Origin of the sequence: Parasutterella secunda (assembly GCF_023336895.1) — a bacterium.
Taxonomy (GTDB): Bacteria; Pseudomonadota; Gammaproteobacteria; order Burkholderiales; family Burkholderiaceae_F; genus Aphodousia; species Aphodousia faecalis.
In genome coordinates, this window is record NZ_JAMBLT010000001.1 from 334,860 (window position 1) to 354,411 (window position 19,552).

Consider the following 19,552-nt stretch of genomic DNA (forward strand, 5'->3'; position numbering starts at 1 on the left):
AAAGCGCCGTTATCGTACTTGAGGTGCCTACTGCTGGTATTGATGTTCAATTGAGAAAGCCATTTGGCAATTTATTGGGAAGCCGCATTTAAAGGGACATACCTTTATGCTCTCCATTCACTGTTTGAAAGAGAGGCAAAATCTGTGCTCTGAAATTGCCGCCACTAATCACGAACAGATTGTCACAACTGGTACTACAGATTAATCATTAGATTCTGTTGAGCAAAATAGTCTTCGTTTTCGTCTGATTAAGGATCAAATTCCAAAAAACGACCTCCTCGTGTTCTGTATTCTGGAATTCAAAGTTTTGTGATCGTTTTCTTTTGATGCTATGGATCTCGGAACTATCCTCGAAGTGTTTCAAATAACCCTCTGCAAAATTGAAAATCTCCAAACATCCCTGGTTACATAGGAAGTGTTTGGCTTTAAAAAGCCTACAAAATCAAAAACTGATTGCTCTAAATCGAAGGCCCCTAAAAAAGGGCTTTCGTCTTACAATAAGCGGGTTAAGAAACTTATTGTTTTTGAGGTCAATCGTGGCTATTGATTCCACTGAAATTCGATTTAAATCTCTCTGTCAACTCAAGACACTTGATCAATTTGTTCCGGCGCGAGCAAAAATTGCGCCTCATACAGAAGCGCTCAGGCAATTTGACCGTCGTTCAAATACGTGGGAACGGATTTCCTATCGAGATTTAGACGAACGTATTCAACAGTGGCGCCGAGCTTTTAGCAAAATGGGACTAAAACACGGTGATCGAGTAGCCATATTATTGCCCAATGGTGTGGACGCTATTTGCTGCGACCAGGCGGTACTTGCCAACGGTTACGTCCCTGTTCCTTTGCACGCGATTGACACCGCAGGATCCAGTGCATTCATCATTGCCGATAGTCAAGCCTCCGTTTTGGTGACTAATCGTCAGAGCCGTTGGGATGCCATTTATCTCACTCATACGGTCATGCCTGATCTGCGCAATGTGATTTTCACTGAAGAGTCTGCACCTGATATTCGTCAAGATGGGGTGCAACACTGGGATTTGGAATCATGGCTTGCGACCGGGCATGGTGTTGAGCAATTGCCGGAACCCCCGACCGAAGATGACCTAGCGGCCATTGTTTATACGTCTGGCACAACCGGTCGCCCGAAAGGCGTGATGCTGACACACAAAAATGTCGTCAGCAACGTCATTAACACACTCAAAACCGTTTCTCCCAAACCCGGAGATGTGTTTTTATCCTTTTTACCGCTTTCGCATACTTTCGAGCGCATGGCTGGCTACTACCTTGCGTTGGGCATGGGTTGCACGATTGTATTTACACGGTCGATTCAACAGTTAGCGGAAGATTTCCGCATCATTCGTCCGAATGTCATCATCTCGGTTCCCCGAATTTATGAACGTATTTTTGCAAAAGTACAAGCTAAATTAGCTCGTGAATCCGGCTTTGTTCGATTCTTATTTAATTGGGCAGTTGATGTCGGATGGAGACGTTTTTGTAAGAAATACGGACTGCCCGCTCAAAAAGGCGGCATAACCGTACTTGATCCCATCATTTGGCCGATTCTTGAACGATTGGTTTCAAAGACACTTTTGAATCAATTCGGAGGACAACTTCGAATCGCCATCAGTGGTGGTGCTGCACTCAACGCTAAAGTCGCCAAGGCCTTCTGCGGATTAGGTCTGCCTATCATTCAGGGCTACGGAATGACAGAATCCAGCCCCATCATCGCTGGTAATTCTCTTACCTACAATCACCCAAGCACAGTCGGCAAACCGTTACCCGAAACGAATGTTCGCTTGGGTGAAGAAAACGAAATTCAGGTTAAATCACCTTCTATCATGAAGGGATACTGGAATCGTCCACAAGCCACTCGCGAGGCCTTCACCGATGACGGTTGGTTAAAGACCGGAGACGTCGGAGAATTTGACCATGAGGGCTTTTTGCGAATCGTTGGTCGAATCAAGGAAATTATTGTTACAAGCACTGGCGAAAAAGTGCCACCTGCCGATTTGGAATTGGCGATTGAAATTGATCCTCTTTTTGACCAAGCTTACGTAATCGGTGAAAATCGTCCCTTTATTTCAACTATTGTTGTCTTGAATAAAGAGGAATGGGGCAAACTGGCGGCCACTTTGGATTTAGACCCGAATGATCCGGAAAGTCTCCTGGCTACTGTGACCCGCAATGCGGTGCTCAAACGCATTAAGACCGCAGTGAAAGATTTCCCGCAGTACGCTTTGCCTCGAAATGTTCATATGACGCTGGAGCCCTGGACGATTGAAAACGGCCTTATGACCCCGACGCTCAAACTCAAACGAAAGGTATTAGCGGAAAAATTTGCTCCGCAAATTCAAGCACTTTACGCAGGTCATCGCTAAAATACGACCTTTCGCACTTGATATTAGAAGAACAACACTATGGCTGAACACGACAAATTATTACCGGATTGGATGATCGGATTAACCGACCGCATCATGAAGTACTACATTGACCGAGAACTCAATGTGGAGCCGACCATATTGGATCGGCATCCTGCTCCGCAGGAAGGTCATCAGTACATGATGTATGCCCATATTCCGTTTTGCCATACGTTGTGTTCTTATTGCACTTTTCACCGCTTTATTTTTAAAGAATACAAAGCTCGTGAGTATTTTGTAAGTCTGCGCAAAGAAATGCAGATGGCCCGTGATATGGGGTATGACTTCACGTCTATGTATATCGGCGGCGGTACAACAACCATTCTCGAGGATGAGCTCATTAAAACTATTGAACTGGCGCGCAAGCTCTTTCCGTCCATGAAAGAAGTTTCCTGCGAAACAGATCCTGCACACCTTGCCACTGAAAGCTTCAAACATTTGAAGGGACTTGTGGACCGTATGTCGGTCGGCGTTCAAAGTTTTGATGACAATATCCTTAAAATGATCGACCGCTACGAAAAGTTTGGCAGCGGTGAACAAATTTTCGAACGCATTCAGGCCGCTCAGGAACTCTTCCCGATCATGAATGTTGACATGATTTTCGGGTTCAGAGGACAAACCGAGGAAATTCTTCAGCGCGATGTGGACTTGCTGATGAAGTTAAATCCTCGTCAAATTACGACCTATCCTTTGATGGTTACCACGCAAACCAAAGCCAGCGTCCGCAACACCATCGCTGCTCCGAGCGCCGATCTTGCTGCACAGTACCGCATCATCCTGGATACGTTAGGCAAAAACTACAATCAGCTGACATCCTGGACCTTCGGCCGCTCTCACGATGAAGGTTTCGATGAGTATGTCGTTGACCATGATGAATATCTGGGTTTAGGTTCCGGCGCCTTTAGCTTCCTTGGAGACTCTTTATACGTCAACACATTCAGCCTTCGCCGCTACAACGAAAGAATCAGCCAAGGCAAAATGGGCGTAGAAAGACGAAAACGCTTCGATAAGCACTCTGTTTTACAGTATCGCCTGTTGCTGGGACTTTTTGCAGCGCGTCTGTCCCGCAAATATTTCCGTGATGTGCACGGCGTTGATTTGGATAAGGCGCTCTTTAAGGAAATGCTGGGGCTTAAACTGGCAGGCGCCATCAAAGAAAATCCGAGCAATCCGGACAATCTTATCGTGACCGATGCCGGCAAGTTCTTAGGGCTTGTAATGATGAAAGCTTTTTACTCCGGTATGGATAACGTACGCGCTGAATTGCGCAAACCTCTGTCAAGCATCGACATGTAATAAGAGATTTCTACCTCTTATGGGGTAGTAATTTTTTACCTATTTTTTTATTATTTTTTGTAAAAATTCTTTATAGTTCCACCGTTGTCGGATGGTATGCCGGGACCAAGGCGTGCCTATGACGACAGGAATTGTACGTACAATCCCTGAGTTTCAAGAGGACCTGTGCACAAGGCACTTGCCACTCAGAGATTCCATTTTTAGTAAATCTTGGGAGAGATTTAAACATGTCCAAAACGATTATGGTCAATACGTTTACTCCGCCGCCCAATGCGCACGGAGAAAACGGACCTGAATACGTTGGCAACCTCCGTCGCGGTGAATTGCGCGGTGTGATCAAGATCAACAAGGACAACTGCGTTGGTTGCGACACATGCCGTAAAGTTTGCCCGGTGCACGCCATCTCCGGTGGTCTGGGTGTTGTCCACTCCATCCGTGAAGACGCTTGCTTGGCCTGCGGCCAATGCTTGATCGCTTGCCCCTTCAACGCGATCGAACAAATGAGCTTTGTTGATGAAGTCATGAAGATGCTCGATGACCCCAACAAGCTCGTAGTTGCTCACCCGTCTCCTGCCGTTCGTGTTTCCGTCGGTGAAGAATTCGGCGCTAAGGCCGGTGAATTGGTCACCGAACAATTCGTGAACGCTTTGGAAAAGGCCGGCTTCACCACCTATGACGTGAACCAATCGGCTGACCAAACCATCATGGAAGAAGGTTTTGAGTTCATCAACAAGATCCGTTATTGGGTCTTGGGCGAACGCGGCCCTGAACTCGAAGAAGCTGCCAAGCACCCCTTCCCGCATTTCACGAGCTGCTGCCCTGCTTGGGTTAAGAACGTTGAAACGTTCCACCCGGGCTTGCTGCCCCACTTGTCTACGGCTAAGAGCCCGATTCAGATGGGTGGTCCGGTTGCTAAGACCTGGGCTGCTGAATACGTTTGGAAGAAAGATCCCCGCGACATTTATGTCGTAGCTGTGACACCTTGCACCGCCAAGATCTTTGAAGCTGCCCGTCCGGAAATGAATGCCGCCTGGCATCACTTGGTTGAAACCGGCAAGATCCCGGCTAACACCCCCTCTTTCCAAGACGTCGATGCTGTTGTGACGGCTCGCGAAATTGCTGAAATTTTCCGTCGTAAAGGCATCAATCCGTTGGAAATGCCGAAGACTCGTGAACGCAGCACGATGGAAATCTACACCGGTGCCGGTACCATCTTCGGTGCCTCCGGCGGTGTGATGGAAGCTGCTTTGCGTACGGCTTACTTTGTGTTGGCTGGCGAAGAATTGAAGGATCCGGATATTAAGATCGTCCGTGGTCATACCGATGCAGTTGTGGAAGCAACGATTCCTGTGCCCATCAAGAAATTGGGCGGCAAGGTGTTCGAAGTCCGCGTTTGCGTCGTCAATGGTGCTTTGCAAGGCCTCGAAGGTGTTTTGCGTCGCATCAAGGAAGACAAGAACCGTTATCACTTCATCGAAGTGATGAACTGCCCTGGCGGCTGCGTCAATGGCGGTGGTCAACCGGTTCGCACTGACAGTGCAACATGGCTAAACCCCACGTTGCCCGTTCCTGTGCAAATTTAATTGGATGGAGACAATAAATGCGCAAGTATGAATATACCGAACGACAAACCGTTGCTATGCTCGGTCGCCGCGGCTTTTTGAAAGTTGTCGGTGTGACGGCTTTGGCAATTGGTGTCACGGGCTACGCCGTTGTTGACCTCATCCAACGTCGCTCTGACGTTATTAAAGCTCGTCAAGCCGGCTTGTACCGTGATGACAAGATTTGCCAAGAAAATGGCCTTACCTGTTCTCACCAGAACAAGTCTGTGTTGCGTTTTTATGCTGACATGCACACGCAACCGGCCACCGGTGAATTGGCTCACCACCTGTTGCATACCCGCTACTATCCGCGTACGCAATTAGCGGCTTTGGGAGGTAAACACTAATGGCTGAACGTATCTTACGATTCCACCCCGCTGACAAAGTATTCCACGCTGTTAATGCGGTGACGTGGTTTGCATTGCTGTTCACCGGCGCGGCTGTCTATTTCTGCAACCTCTCCGATGAAACCGCTAACAATTTGATGATTTGGCACATCTGGATTGCCGTTGTGTATACCTTTAACTTGATCGGTTACTTGGTGTTCGCTCCGCATCGTTTCGCTGCGACGTTGAATGCCTTGTTGACTTGGGATATGGATACGATCAAGTGGTTCCGCAATTTCGGCGGTTACCCGCGTCGTTTCTTCAAGATCCCGTTCGGTCCGGTTGAAGTTCCGCCGCAAGGTCGTTACAACGGCGGCCAAAAGATGAGCTATCTCATTTTCTTCTTCATGATGTATGGCCTCGCCGTTACCGGTTGGATGCTTTTCTACTTCGCTCCTGCGATTCCGAAAGGCGCCTTCTGGTGGATGTATATCTTCCATGTTTGGGGTTCCATCATCTGCTCGTTGATGGTTGTGTGTGCCCACATCCCCTTGGCTTTGCTCTCTTGGGAACATTTCAAGGGCATTTGGGGTCCGGGCGAAGGCACGATCTCTTACGAAGCTGCCGAACACCACTCTCCGAAGTGGCTTGAAAAGGACGTTATTCGTACAAATCTCGAAAAATAATTTGTACAAAAGTATCTTTTTGATACACGTCTGATTAAAAGGGATTCGCTATCATTAGGCGAGTCCCTTTTTGCTTATTAGGAATCAATATCATGGCAACCAGCCGCATGGAAACCCCGAAAGGCCTTCGCCTGCACTTTGGCTTATTTGGAAAACGAAATGCCGGGAAATCCTCCCTTATTAACGCCCTAGCCAACCAAAATATTTCTATTGTGAGCAGCGTTGCTGGAACAACAACCGATCCGGTTGAAAAAGCCTTTGAATTGTCTCCCATTGGGCCAGTTGTTTTCATGGACACGGCCGGTATCGATGATGAGGGGGATCTGGGACTGGCTCGCGTGGAGAAAAGTCTGTCTGTTTTGGAATGGATGGATATCGCCATTGTTGTTTGCGAAGCGGGAACTTGGGGAAGTCACGAAGAAAATATTCTGAAAAAAACTTTAAATAACGGCACTCCCACCATTGTTGTTTTTAATAAGACCGATCTGTGCAAACCCACTAAAGAACACGTACAGGCTCTTCGCTCTCGAGGTTATAAAGTCATAGAAACCAGCGCCGCCAATCGTGAAGGTATTTCCGATTTGCGTGATGCCATCATTCAGACAGTATTGGAAAAAACCGAACCGGACCGCCCCCTAATGGGAGAATTGGCAAAGGCAGGAGACACGGTTTTACTGGTTACACCGATTGACACCGGAGCTCCGAAAGGACGTTTAATCCTGCCTCAAGTACAAGCCATTCGCGAGTTGCTTGATGCCGGCGCCAAATGCTTTGTCATCAAGGAAGATCGAATTACCGAAACGCTTAACGAGCTTAAGCAGCCTCCTCAGCTAGTTGTCACAGACAGCCAAGTTGTTTTACGTGTTGTAAAGGAAGTTCCCGAACCTATTCCCGTTACAACTTTTTCTATCCAAATGGCTTATTCAAAAAGTGATCTTTTAGAAATGGCCATTGGTGCCGCGGCACTGACAAAGTTGAAACCGGGGGACAAAGTTTTAATTGCTGAAACATGCTCGCATCATCCGTTAAAAGATGATATCGGTCGGGTAAAAATCCCCAATTGGTTAAGAAAAACTTTTGGCGATTTAAATATTGACATTGCTGTTGGTAAGGATTTTCCCACGGATTTGACGCCTTACAAAGTCATCATTCAGTGTGGAGGCTGCATTGTTACGCGCCGGCACATGTTAGCTCGTTTGCGCCAAGCCAAAGCGCAAGGTGTTCCCATGACAAACTATGGAGTCACGATTTCCTATTTACAAGGGGTGTTGCCGCGGGTGTTGGCTTGTCATCCCGATGCTAAAGCTGCCTTCGACCAAGCATTGAAAACGCTCTAAGGATCATATTCATGAAAAGCATCACCGAGATCGTTAAACAAACTGAATTTTCCGACGAGGATATTGTTCGTTTACTGGCAATAACTGACCCAACGGAAGCGGAAATTTTGCGACAAGCCGCCTATGACAGAGCAACTCATACGGTTGGCAACAATGTTTACTATCGGGGACTTATTGAATTTTCCAATATCTGTACGCTGGACTGCCGTTACTGTGGGATACGTAAATCCAATCATGCTGTCCCCCGTTATGAGCTAGATAAAGAGACGATTGTCAATGCGGCTCTTTGGGCGGCCACCAACCACTACGGTTCAATCTGTCTGCAATCGGGCGAGCGTCGGGATCCCAAATTTATCGCTTTCGTCACAGATGTTTTAAAAACTATTCACGAGAAAACGGTTAGCCCTGAATTACCCAATGGTCTCGGAATTACTCTTTCTTTAGGTGAGCAGAGCTTTGAGGTTTACAAGCAATGGGCTCAAGCGAGTGGAAATCCTATTGGCTTACGTTATCTACTGCGATTTGAAACATCCAACCCCAAATTATTCGATCACCTGCATCACGCTCCGGGACGCGAAAAAGCGCTTCAGAGACGCTATCAAGCATTGGCAGATCTGCGCCGTGCAGGCTATCAAGTTGGCTCAGGTGTCATGATTGGCATCCCTGGGCAAACATTGCAAGACCTCTGTCAAGATATACGTACGTTCCAAAAATTAGACCTGGATATGATCGGAATGGGGCCCTATATCACTAGCGAAGGCGGTGATATGTTGGGCGAAGGTATGATGGAAGAAAAAGCATTAATGCGACTTTCTCTTAATATGATCGCTACTACACGGCTTGTTATTCCTGATATTAATATCGCAGCCGCTACGGCTTTGCACGCTCTAGAAGAAAACGGTCGAGAAAAAGGTATCTTACACGGCTGTAATGTCATCATGCCTAACATTACGCCTAGAATCGTTCGGAAAAATTACCAGCTCTATGCCAATAAGCCTTTTATTGAACAAGAGCCTAGCGATACCAATCTATACCTGCAGCAAAGCATTCAAAAAACCGGACGAACGGTCGCTTTGAATGTCTTGGGAAGTTCTAAACATTGGAAGCTTAGAACGGGACTTTAATACTCCTATTTTGACATCGGCCGCTAATGCGGCCGATATCAAAATTAGGCGAAGGACTGATTCTTTTCCCGAGTCGTATGGAACTGAACTTGGGGCCAGTGCTTCTGAGTGGTTTGCAGGTTGTAAATAGATGTCGCTAAATACACCAAATTACCGTCTGCATCACGAGCAAGCCTGGAGGCCTGTTCATCCATAAACTGTTTTTGCGTTAGTTCATCGGGAAATGACAACCATCGAGCGGTCGAGACGTCCGTATTTTCATACAAAGCATCTACCTTGTATTCTGTTGCCAAACGCTGTGCAACAATTTCAAATTGCAAGAATCCAACCGCGCCAAGGAAAAGGTGTCCCAAGTCGTTTTCAAATACCTGAATAGCTCCCTCTTCGCCCAACTCTTTCAAGCCTTTATGCAGTTGCTTAGCCTTAAACGGATCCTTCGGTCTAGCCGAACGGAACAATTCCGGAGCAAAATACGGGATACCCGTAAAGCCTAACTTTTCCCCTTCCGTCAGCGTATCCCCAATATGAAGCTGACCATGGTTATAGATCCCAATAATGTCACCCGCCACCGCATCTGTCATGGTTACGCGGTCATTGGCCATAAAGGTCAAAGCATTGGGAATCTTCATTTCCCGATCTTCTCGCAAATGCTTAACTTTCATGCCCGGCGTGTAGCGGCCTGAACATACTCGGAAAAAAGCAATGCGGTCTCGATGTTTCGGGTCCATGTTGGCCTGAATCTTGAAAACAAACCCCGTAAACGGTTTTTCTGTAGGTTCCACCAAGCGGACACCACCATCACGAGGTTGAGGCTCCGGAGCCCACTGAACCAAGGCTTCCAGAACATCTTTCACACCGAAGTTATTCACACCGGAACCGAAAAAGACGGGGCTTTGTTCACCCGCAAGAAACTTTTCAATATCAAACGGGTTGCTGACACCTTTGATCAACTCGATGCTTTCACGCACATAACCCATTTCCATTGGGAAGAGCTCATCGAGTCTAGGATTATCCAACCCCTCGATAAGTTCCTCGTTACCAGACAAGCGGTCTTCACCGGGCGTAAAACGAACCAAGTGATCTTTTGTTAAAGAGAATACTCCACGGAATGTCTTTCCCATTCCAATAGGCCAAGTAATAGGAACACATTCGAGTTTGAGAATTTCCTCGATTTCACTGAGCAGATCAATCGGGTCTCTAACTTCTCGGTCCATCTTATTGATGAAGGTGATAATCGGGGTATTGCGCAGACGGCACACTTCCAGCAACTTGATTGTTTGAGCTTCTACGCCTTTGGCAGCATCAATAACCATCACAGCGGCATCCACCGCTGTCAGCACCCGATACGTATCTTCCGAAAAGTCTTCATGCCCCGGGGTATCCAGCAAATTAATGACATGACCGTCATACTCAAACTGCATTACAGAACTAGTCACAGAAATACCACGCTGCTGTTCGACCTCCATCCAGTCACTGGTGGCATGACGGGCTGCCTTTCTTCCTTTAACAGCACCAGCCATTTGAATAGCTCCGCCGAAAAGCAGTAACTTTTCAGTCAATGTCGTTTTACCCGCATCCGGGTGAGCAATAATGGCAAAAGTACGACGCTTTTTCACATCCCTTGCCAATTGGGTATCTAAAGTGGCCATTTTTTAAAATTCTTTCGACAATTCAACGAATAAAGTCAACAATTAAGGGGGTTATTGTACCTAATTTCATTAATTTTCCCTGGCCCAAACTATCTGGCGTTAAAATGCTCGAAATAATTTCTGGAGCATGAAAAATGAGTTATTTCCCGCAATGGAAATTAAAAAAAGACGGCATTATCGCACCCGATGAACGATTACCCACCGGACAAACGCTCGCGTTGGGTGCTCAGCACGTAGTAGCCATGTTCGGCTCAACCATCTTGGCCCCTTTGCTAATGGGTTTTGACCCAAATGTCGCCATTTTAATGAGCGGTATCGGCACACTTATTTTCTTTTTCATTGTCGGCGGCCATGTTCCGAGTTATTTAGGCTCTAGTTTTGCCTTTATCGGTGTTGTCATTGCTGCAACAGGCTATACGGCAGGTTCGGGATTGAATGCAAACATTGGTGTCGCCTTAGGCGGGATTATTGCTTGCGGTCTCATTTATGCCCTTGTGGGGCTCATTGTTATGTCAACCGGAGTTAAGTGGATTGAAAAACTGATGCCTCCGGTTGTCACTGGCGCTGTGGTAGCCGTCATCGGTTTAAATCTTGCTCCAACAGCCTGCAAGAGTGTGGGAACCGGTACGTTTAACGCTTGCATCGCTATCATCACCATGGTGTGCGTTGGAGCCGTCGCTGTTTATACGAGAGGACTCGTACAAAAATTATTGATTCTCGTCGGCATCGCACTCAGCTATGTTATTTACTTTGTCCTAGCGAATATTTTGCATTTTGGACCAGCCATCGATTTTTCTGTCATTGCCAACGCGGCTTGGTTCGGTTTGCCACATTTCTCCAGCCCAAGCTTTGATTTCAACGCCATCCTCTTGATTACTCCTGTCGTCATTATTCTGATTGGAGAAAATTTAGGCCACGTCAAAGCTGTAACCGCTATGACCGGCAGAAATTTAGATCCCTATATGGGCCGAGCTTTTTTAGGAGACGGTCTTGCAACGATGTTTGCGGCTAGTTTTGGTGGCACTGGTGTGACAACATACGGCGAAAATATCGGCGTGATGGCTGCTACACGCGTCTATTCGACTCTGATTTTTGTTGTTGCGGCTTGCTTTGCGATTGTCTTAGGTTTTTCACCAAAATTCGGGGCGATTATTCAGACTATTCCCCAACCGTTGCTGGGTGGTGTTTCTATCGTTGTTTTCGGTCTGATTGCCGTCGCTGGTGCTCGAATTTGGGTTGTCAATCAGGTTGATTTTGGCAATAACCGCAATTTGATTGTTGCTGCTGTGACCTTAATTTTAGGTGCAGGCGACTTCACGATTAATATCGCCGGTTTTACACTGGGTGGTATCGGTACGGCCACTTTTGGTGCCATCTTGTTAAATGCCCTAATGAATCAGGGTAGCGCTCGTGACGGAGAACCCCTAATCGAACGCTAAACAAAAAATCCCGCCTAAATTAGGCGGGACATATTACTGAAGGCGGAGTCCAAAAGATTCCGCCTTTTTTCATGGAGTTAAGCGCGTTTTTCGAGTACAGGTTCGCTGACCCCTTCGACGCCAACCAAGACCAAGCTCGTCAACATAGCTAACTGAGGACCTTGGTAAGCATCAACCGGCTCGTACCATTCTTTAACATTATGGTTAAAGCCTTCTTTTCCGCCGCCACCCAACGTCGTGGCCGGAATACCCTTATTAACCGCCACATTGTGATCGGTAGAGGCAAAGGCATAAGAATAAAGCGGAATACCCAATGCAGCCATGGCACCGCGGGCAGCCTGCAAAACGCTGACCTCATCCTTCTGACCGCCACCGGGACGATGACCGATCGGCTCAAGCGTAAGCTTCACGCCATCTTCATCCTTATAACCCCAGCGGGCATTTTCATCCTTAGCGGCCTGTTCAAAAATCGGCAGAATGCGGGCTTCAAGTTCGTCCAATTCCTTGGCACCGGCACTACGCATATCCAATTCCATTTCCACGTGAGCAGCGATGGAATTAACCGTTGTACCACCCTTGATCGTTCCGCAGGTGAAAGTCGTCTTCGGATCGCTAACCGTTTGCAAATCAGCAATCTTAGCGATGGCACGACCGATAGCATGAATGGCGCTCGGCGTACCGAAAGCGTTCCAAGAGTGTCCGCCAGGACCATCAAAATGAACGCGATAACGCTTAGAACCCGTTGCACCGCACAAAACGCGATTGACATTCACACCATCAACGGAAATAAAGCCGTCAATGTGAATACCGCTCTTGTTGAAGAGATACTTCGAGCCACGCAAATCGCCGTTACCTTCTTCACCGACACTGCCAACAAAGAGGATATCGCCGATGGTTTGAATCTTAAATTCCTGCAACGTACGCAAAACTTGCAAGATAGCGGCCAAACCGCGAGCATCATCACTGATACCAGGAGCTAAATAACGATTGCCTTCTTGACGAACCTTGGGATTTGTTCCAGCAGGGAACACCGTATCCAAGTGAGCAGCTAAAACAAGCGTCGGACCATTACCTTTACCGGCTCGACGGGCAACCACGTTGCCTTCTTCATCAATAGATGCCTTCAAGCCCAGTTCTTCCAAACGACGAACAAAGTCTTTGGCACGAACTTCTTCATGGAAAGGAGGGGCTTCAACCTCAGTAATAGCAATTTGATCAGCAAGCGTTTTTTCGTCATCACGCTTAACGGCCTCAATAGCAGCCTTAATCGTTTCGCAGGCAGCCAATTTATCCACAGCGGCCTGAACGTGTGCTAAAACAGGGGGCATTTCCAAAGGCTTGGCGTCCTTAGGGTTGTCCATATTCAACTCCTTATCAGTTAGAGAGAAAACCGAAAACTTTCGTTTTCGCATTCTTTTAATTTTAGCAGTTTCGGCTAAGTACAACGCCTTATTTTTCTCAATCTCTTATCAGCGTTTTAATTTTGCAAAAGCACTAGCCATTGCTCCCATCGGTTTATTTCGTTGAGGCAAAGATTGCGTTGGTTTAACCCGATAATCTTTTTGCTTCCCACTTTTCATTGACAACGAGATACGGTTTCGAGCGATATCCACATCAATCACTCTTACCTTAACGATTTGTCCAACCTTTACGACTTCTCTGGGATCTTTTACAAAATGATCTGCTAATTCGGAGACATGCACCAATCCGTCTTGATGTACGCCGATGTCCACGAATGCTCCAAAAGCGGCCACATTAGAGACAACGCCTTCCAATTCCATATTCACTCTTAAGTCAGCGATTGTTTCGACACCTTCACGGAACACAGCGGTTTTAAATTCTGGGCGAGGATCTCGTCCCGGCTTTTCCAATTCAGACAAAATATCCTTCACAGTCGGAATGCCGAACCGGTCATCGGTAAATTCTGAGGCTTTTAATCCCTTTAAAACCTCATGGTTACCAATCAATGTGCTTATATCACAGCCGGTTTTAGCCAAAATTTTCTCAACAACAGGATAAGCCTCCGGATGAACAGCAGAAGTATCTAACGGATTGTCTCCTCCGCTGATACGAAGGAAGCCTGCCGCTTGTTCAAAAGTTTTCTCACCCAAACGAGGCACGTTCATTAAATCTTTTCTGTTCTTAAAAGCACCGTGTGCATCGCGATACGTCACAATGGACTGAGCAACGGTTTTTGTTAAGCCAGAAACTCTTGCTAGAAGCGGAACACTAGCTGTGTTGAGATCTACACCCACGGCATTCACACAATCTTCAACGACAGCGTCTAACTTTTGTGCCAAATGAATCTGATTGACATCATGTTGATACTGTCCAACTCCGATCGCTTTGGGATCAATTTTCACCAACTCTGCCAATGGATCCTGAAGTCTTCTGGCAATGGAAACCGCTCCACGATAACTGACATCCATATCGGGGAATTCTTTGGCCGCCAATTCACTTGCTGAATAAACGCTAGCACCCGCTTCACTGACAACCACTTTTATTAAACCCAATTCCGGATAGCGAGCAATTAAATCTGCGGCTAAGCGATCTGTCTCGCGGCTAGCTGTACCGTTTCCAATACTGATAAGCTTAGAACCATGACGTTTGGCTAATGCGGCCAAAATCTCAATTGATCGATCCCATTCCTTTTTTGGTTCGTGAGGGTAAATCACGCCCGTTTCCAATACACTGCCCGTGGCAGAAATAACCGCCACTTTAACGCCAGTTCGTAAACCAGGATCCAAACCGATCACACCTTTTTGTCCCGCGGGAGCCGCTAAAAGTAAATCTTTCAAGTTAATACCGAACACTCGAATAGCTTCTTCTTCAGCCCTTTCCCGAATAGACTCAAATAGCTCTGTCTCCAAGGTTAGGTTGACTTTAACGCGCCATGTCCAACGACAAACTTCCTGCAACCACGAATCCGCTGCCCGCCCTAAATCTTTTATCCCAAAGTATTCAGCAATAAGACTCTGACAAGGATGAGGTTTTTGAGCTTCCTCCTCTTCACTCAATGCAATTTTGACTGACAGAACACCTTCTTGACGTCCCCGGAAAAGAGCAAGCGCTCGATGGGAGGGAATGGCCGTTAACTCTTCGTCAAAATCAAAATAGTCCTTAAATTTTGCGCCTTCTGTTTCCTTTCCCTCTATAAGTTCAGAAACAACGAAGCCATGCTTAGTGAGGAAAGAACGCAACTGGGCCAAAAGTTCAGCATCTTCACTAAAACGTTCAGCCAAAATATCACGCGCGCCGTTTAAAGCATCCTTAATACTCTTAATGCCTTTTTCTTCATTGAGGAATCGGGCTGCTTCTGTCTCAGGAGTAAGTGTCGGGTTCTCAAAAAGACTATTGGCTAGCGGCTCAAGCCCGGCCTCTTTAGCAATTTGTGCTCGAGTCCGACGCTTTGGCTTATAGGGAAGATACAAATCTTCAATGCGTTGCTTTGTTTCAGCTTGCAAAAGCGCCTGTTTTAACTCCTCTGTCAATTTCCCCTGTGCGGCGATGGATTCCATCACAACAGCGCGACGCTCTTCCATATCGCGCAGATAGACCAACCGCTCCTGTAACAGACGAAGTTGGGAATCGTCCAAGCCTCCCGTTACCTCTTTCCGGTAACGCGCAATGAAAGGAACCGTCGCTCCCGTATCAAGCAGATTAACGGCTGCCTCTACCTGCGTATCTTTAGCGTGAATTTCATTTGATAAAGTTAAAACAATCCGATTATTGGCTTCTTGAGTCAAAGTCATGGATAAATCTTTCTAAAAAAGAATGGGAAATAAAGAAAACTTAGGATAAGGCTGATAAATCTCGAGCATGCTGCCTAATTTGCTCAACCATATCTTTATCTTTTTGCTCGTATGCTTTTCGTCTTAAAGATAGAAAAATATCTTCCGCCGGCGCTTCATCAGTATCTTCTTCATAAAGGAAACGCAAACGGATGGAGTCATTATTTTCTGATGTTTCAATTTTGACCGTAAAACGACTATCAGGATAATCTTCCGTGTGCTCTACTTCCGTTACCATCGTTTGAGAATCGGTAAAAACCACCTTATCTCTTACGATCATCTGCCCAAAATGCAGAATTCTGTGTAAAACATGCTCTCCATTTTCAAATGACTCCTGTACTTCTGAGCGTTCAAGTGGTTCAAAGTACTTGTGAGGTTCTTTCGCATAGCGTTCAAGATGGCGAAGTAGATTGGACATCGTCAATTGTTCGAACAGCGGATCATTTTTATTGACCACTTCAACCGTGTGTTCATGCACTTTAATCATGACGACTGCCTTCCTTAATTCGATGCTCAAGCCAAATGCTGTAACGAGACATTATTAAGCTTGCAAAGAAGTAAATTGCTGCCACAAAGAGATAGCCTTCAACAAAGAATTGTCTCCATTGGGGATCACCCAAGGCCAAACGTAGCGCACCGGTCAAATCATACATGGAGACAACCGTAACCAAAGACGTATCCATAAAAGTTGACAATAAACTATTGACCAGCGCAGGAATAACTGCCACTAATGCTTGAGGCAAAATGATGTAAAGATAAACCTGCCAAGACTTAAATCCCAAGGAAGCCGCAGCATCAAACTGTCCCTTTGCGATTGTTTGCAGCCCCCCTCTTACCGTCTCGGCCATGTAAGCCGCCTGAAACAAAACAATACCAAACGCAATACGCCAAAAACCATCAATCACCCAACCAGAGGGTAACAACAAAGGGAAAATGTAGGTAGCGACAAATAACACCGTAATAAGCGGAACGCCTCGTACAAGTTCAATATAACTTGTTGATAAAACCTGCACGACAGGTAGGGAAGAGCGCCTCCCAATAGCCAACAAAATGCCTATCGGGGCAGAGAAAGTCATTCCAATTAATGTCAGTATGACAGTCAACGGTAAACCACCCCAGGCATCAGAGTCCACCGAGACAAGGCCAAAAAGACCGCCAGCCATCAAAACAAAAAAGACAACAAAAGCAACCAGCCAACCGAGCGAGAGTATCTTGAAGCCCTTCTTTGTCCAAAGAACTGGCAATGAGGTAGCCACTAACATTAAAACAATCAATGCCGTCGCCAGAGCCGGTCGCCACTGTTCTTCATAGGGATAGCGGCCAAACAAAATTAGACGCCACTTTTCAGCAACAAATCCCCAGCAGGCGCCATCGCTTGAGCGACATAGAGCAAGATCCGGCTGTGTAACCGCACTCAAAACGCCCCAATCCCAAAACAGAGCCGCACACCAAATAAGAACACCGGCAATAAGAACCGTCAAAACAGAACGAACGGGCGATCCAAAATAATCTCTTCTCAATGTCCGATATAAGGAAGCATTCACCATTGACTTCATGCCTCCTTTTTAACGTGGAGCGGCGATTACGCCGGCATTCACACGATTCATAATCACAGCAATAATGAGATTCAGTAACAAATAAACCATCATGATAATCACGATAGCCTCTAAAGCCTGCCCCATAATCACAATGGATGTATTTCCAACACTAACGATATCGGGATAACCAATAATGACAGCCAAAGAAGAATTCTTTGTCAAATTCATATACTGGCTGGCCATTGGGGGGATCACCAAACGAAGAGACTGCGGCAAAATTACATAACTGACGGTTTGTAACCTCGTCATTCCTAGCGCTGAAGAAGCGCTCCATTGGTTGGAGGGGACGGCTAAAACACCGGCTCTAACAATTTCTGCGATAGAAGCCGAAGTAAATGTCGTCAATCCCACCCACAAAGCAATAAATTCAGGAGTCGCGCTGGCACCCCCCGTTACCAAAAAACCTTCCTGATGGGGCTGACTCCACCCTAACACTGCTCCGGCCGCCAACCATAAAACCAATGCCAGCAACACTGCCGACACAATCGCATTGCAGGTTGCAACAAGACTCGTTAAACGTTTGCGCCAATAACGCTTCAAAATAAAAAAAGCGATCAAACCGAACAATAAGCTGGCGGTATTAACTTGCCACAAGTGTTCCGGAACCGAAAACTGCAATCCCGCTTTCGACAGCATGGCCCAGGAACCGAAATGAATGGGATCGAAGGAATCCGGTAAAAATTCTGTAATAACCAAATAAATGGCGAAAAGCTGAATCAGCAGAGGAATATTGCGATAAACCTCTACGTGAGCCATTCCTAAAAAACGAACCAGAGGATGTTGCGACAGCCTCATTAGTCCCACAATGACACCTAAGACAGTAGCGGTAATGATTGCCAAGACAGCGACTCGCACCGTATTGAGCATCCCCGCCAAAAACATTCGGGCGAAGCTGTCGTTCGATGATACGGCTATCATCGATTCACCAATTTCAAAGCTGGCTCTGTCTGATAAAAAAGCAAAACCCGAACGGATGTCTCTAGCTTGTAGATTTTCAAAAATGTTTTGACCAAAAAGGTAAAGCAAGCCTATGACAGCTGCAAAAACAATGCACTGCCAGAACCACTCCCGACGGCGACGATAACTTTCACGCTTTCGCCACGCGGCATCGCCTTTTACAACAGAAGCCTGATTTTCGTTATTTGCCTGCATCTTTACCAAAATGGCGGTTGGAGACAACCGCCATTAATTCTTTATCGCTGATTATTAGCGGATTGGCGGGGCGTACAACAAACCACCTTGAGTCCACAGATTGTTGTTTCCTCTGGGCAATCCCAATTTCGAGTTGGGACCTAAGTTAGCCTCAAAGCTTTCGCCGTAATTACCCACTTGTTTGATAATTCGGTAGCTCCAGTCTTTATCTAACCCAAGCATTTTACCCATATCTTCGGAAGCCCCCACCAAACGTTGGACATCCGGTCGCTTATCGGTCGTTTTCATTTGATCAATGTTGGCTTTCGTTAAACCTAATTCTTCAGCATTGATCATGGCAAAAATCGACCAGCGCACGATGGAATACCATTCATCGTCACCGCGGCGGACAGCCGGAGCCAACGGTTCCTTGGAAATGACTTCAGGCAAAATATCGTAGTCGGCGGGATTGGCAGAATTTGTACGCGCCCCAGCCAAGTCACTCATATCAGTTGTATAAGCCTGGCAACGACCGGAGAAGAAGGCGGCTTGAGTGGCTTCAGTCGTATCAAAAACCACCGTCTTAAACTTCATGTTGTTCGTTGTAAAGAAATCGGCCAAGCTCTTTTCGCTAGAAGTACCGGATTGCACACAAATCGTTGCTCCATTGAGCTGTTTAGCGCTTTTCACATTCAAACGCTTCGGCACCATAAAACCTTGACCGTCATAGTAGGTCACAGCCGTAAAAAGAGCCCCAGTCGTCGTATCGCGGTTCATCGTCCAAGACGTGTTACGAGCCAACATATCAATTTCACCCGCTTGCAAAGCTGTAAAGCGCTGGGGTGAACTCAACGGAACAAATTTCACTTTGCTAGCATCGCCCAAGGTAGCGGCAGCAACCGCACGGCAAACATCCACATCAAGACCAGTCCAGTTTCCCTTACTGTCGACAGAAGCAAAACCCGGTGCCGCTGTGTTGACGCCGCAAATTAATTGTCCTCTGGCCTTAACTGTCTCAAGAGTACTGGAAGCTGCCATCGATTGAGCGCTTAAGGTCATGCCTAAGCAGGCAACAGATAAGGCAATCAAAGTCTTATTCATAAAATTCCTCACAGTTTTGTTTCTTCGGTAATGCCGTTTTCTGCAAAACAAAAAAC

At 46.6% G+C, this 19,552-nt stretch carries 15 protein-coding genes; 8 read left to right on the plus strand and 7 right to left on the minus strand.

From position 1 onward, the window contains the following. Positions 1-536 precede the first annotated feature (536 nt). The 7 genes from M3080_RS01565 (at position 537) to hydE (ending at position 8,787) form a co-directional block, all read left to right on the plus strand. Complete coding sequence (locus M3080_RS01565; RefSeq protein WP_249091616.1) at positions 537-2,378, plus strand: AMP-dependent synthetase/ligase; 1,842 nt, start codon at positions 537-539, stop codon at positions 2,376-2,378. Between the two features lie 39 nt (positions 2,379-2,417). Then, a complete protein-coding gene (locus M3080_RS01570) occupies positions 2,418-3,713 on the plus strand; it encodes a coproporphyrinogen III oxidase family protein (protein WP_249091617.1) in 1,296 nt (431 codons plus the stop codon). Positions 3,714-3,940: 227 nt separating this feature from the next. Continuing rightward, positions 3,941-5,296 carry a [Fe-Fe] hydrogenase large subunit C-terminal domain-containing protein gene (locus M3080_RS01575; protein ID WP_022473470.1) on the plus strand — a complete coding sequence of 452 codons (1,356 nt, stop codon included), beginning with the start codon at positions 3,941-3,943 and terminating at the stop codon, positions 5,294-5,296. A gap of 17 nt (positions 5,297-5,313) precedes the next feature. Next, positions 5,314-5,661 (plus strand): iron hydrogenase small subunit, encoded by a 348-nt coding sequence (locus tag M3080_RS01580; RefSeq protein WP_022473469.1) that lies wholly within the window; start codon positions 5,314-5,316, stop codon positions 5,659-5,661. Continuing rightward, positions 5,661-6,326, plus strand: a complete 666-nt coding sequence (locus M3080_RS01585; RefSeq protein WP_022473468.1) for a cytochrome b/b6 domain-containing protein — start codon at positions 5,661-5,663, stop codon at positions 6,324-6,326. Before M3080_RS01580 ends, M3080_RS01585 begins: the two co-directional genes overlap by 1 nt. A 92-nt stretch (positions 6,327-6,418) precedes the next feature. After that, a complete protein-coding gene (gene hydF, locus M3080_RS01590) occupies positions 6,419-7,663 on the plus strand; it encodes a [FeFe] hydrogenase H-cluster maturation GTPase HydF (protein ID WP_249091618.1) in 1,245 nt (414 codons plus the stop codon). Between the two features lie 11 nt (positions 7,664-7,674). Then, positions 7,675-8,787: a [FeFe] hydrogenase H-cluster radical SAM maturase HydE gene (gene hydE / locus M3080_RS01595; protein ID WP_249091619.1), complete on the plus strand. Its 1,113-nt coding sequence runs from the start codon at positions 7,675-7,677 to the stop codon at positions 8,785-8,787. Between the two features lie 44 nt (positions 8,788-8,831). Here hydE and M3080_RS01600 read toward each other — a convergent pair whose 3' ends face one another. Beyond that, a complete protein-coding gene (locus M3080_RS01600) occupies positions 8,832-10,436 on the minus strand; it encodes a peptide chain release factor 3 (protein WP_022473465.1) in 1,605 nt (534 codons plus the stop codon). Positions 10,437-10,570: 134 nt separating this feature from the next. Here M3080_RS01600 and M3080_RS01605 point away from each other — a divergent pair, with 134 nt between their 5' ends. Beyond that, on the plus strand, positions 10,571-11,875 hold the full coding sequence (locus tag M3080_RS01605; RefSeq protein ID WP_249091620.1) for a solute carrier family 23 protein: 1,305 nt from the start codon (positions 10,571-10,573) through the stop codon (positions 11,873-11,875). Positions 11,876-11,952: 77 nt separating this feature from the next. Here the strand turns inward: M3080_RS01605 and M3080_RS01610 are convergent, their stop codons facing one another. The 6 genes from M3080_RS01610 to M3080_RS01635 all read right to left on the minus strand — a co-directional run bounded on the left by M3080_RS01610 (position 11,953) and on the right by M3080_RS01635 (position 19,496). Then, positions 11,953-13,236 carry a M20/M25/M40 family metallo-hydrolase gene (locus tag M3080_RS01610; RefSeq protein ID WP_022473463.1) on the minus strand — a complete coding sequence of 428 codons (1,284 nt, stop codon included), beginning with the start codon at positions 13,234-13,236 and terminating at the stop codon, positions 11,953-11,955. Between the two features lie 108 nt (positions 13,237-13,344). Continuing rightward, positions 13,345-15,621, minus strand: a complete 2,277-nt coding sequence (locus M3080_RS01615; RefSeq protein WP_428982289.1) for a Tex family protein — start codon at positions 15,619-15,621, stop codon at positions 13,345-13,347. A gap of 46 nt (positions 15,622-15,667) precedes the next feature. After that, the gene (locus M3080_RS01620; protein ID WP_249091622.1) at positions 15,668-16,153 is read right to left on the minus strand and encodes an AtaL-like protein; all 486 of its coding nucleotides are present in this window, start codon (positions 16,151-16,153) and stop codon (positions 15,668-15,670) included. Next, positions 16,146-17,222 carry an amino acid ABC transporter permease gene (locus tag M3080_RS01625; protein ID WP_249091623.1) on the minus strand — a complete coding sequence of 359 codons (1,077 nt, stop codon included), beginning with the start codon at positions 17,220-17,222 and terminating at the stop codon, positions 16,146-16,148. Before M3080_RS01625 ends, M3080_RS01620 begins: the two co-directional genes overlap by 8 nt. Before the next feature lie 9 nt (positions 17,223-17,231). Continuing rightward, a complete protein-coding gene (locus M3080_RS01630) occupies positions 17,232-18,416 on the minus strand; it encodes an amino acid ABC transporter permease (protein WP_249091624.1) in 1,185 nt (394 codons plus the stop codon). Between the two features lie 54 nt (positions 18,417-18,470). Then, on the minus strand, positions 18,471-19,496 hold the full coding sequence (locus tag M3080_RS01635) for an amino acid ABC transporter substrate-binding protein (RefSeq protein ID WP_022473459.1): 1,026 nt from the start codon (positions 19,494-19,496) through the stop codon (positions 18,471-18,473). Positions 19,497-19,552: the final 56 nt, after the last annotated feature.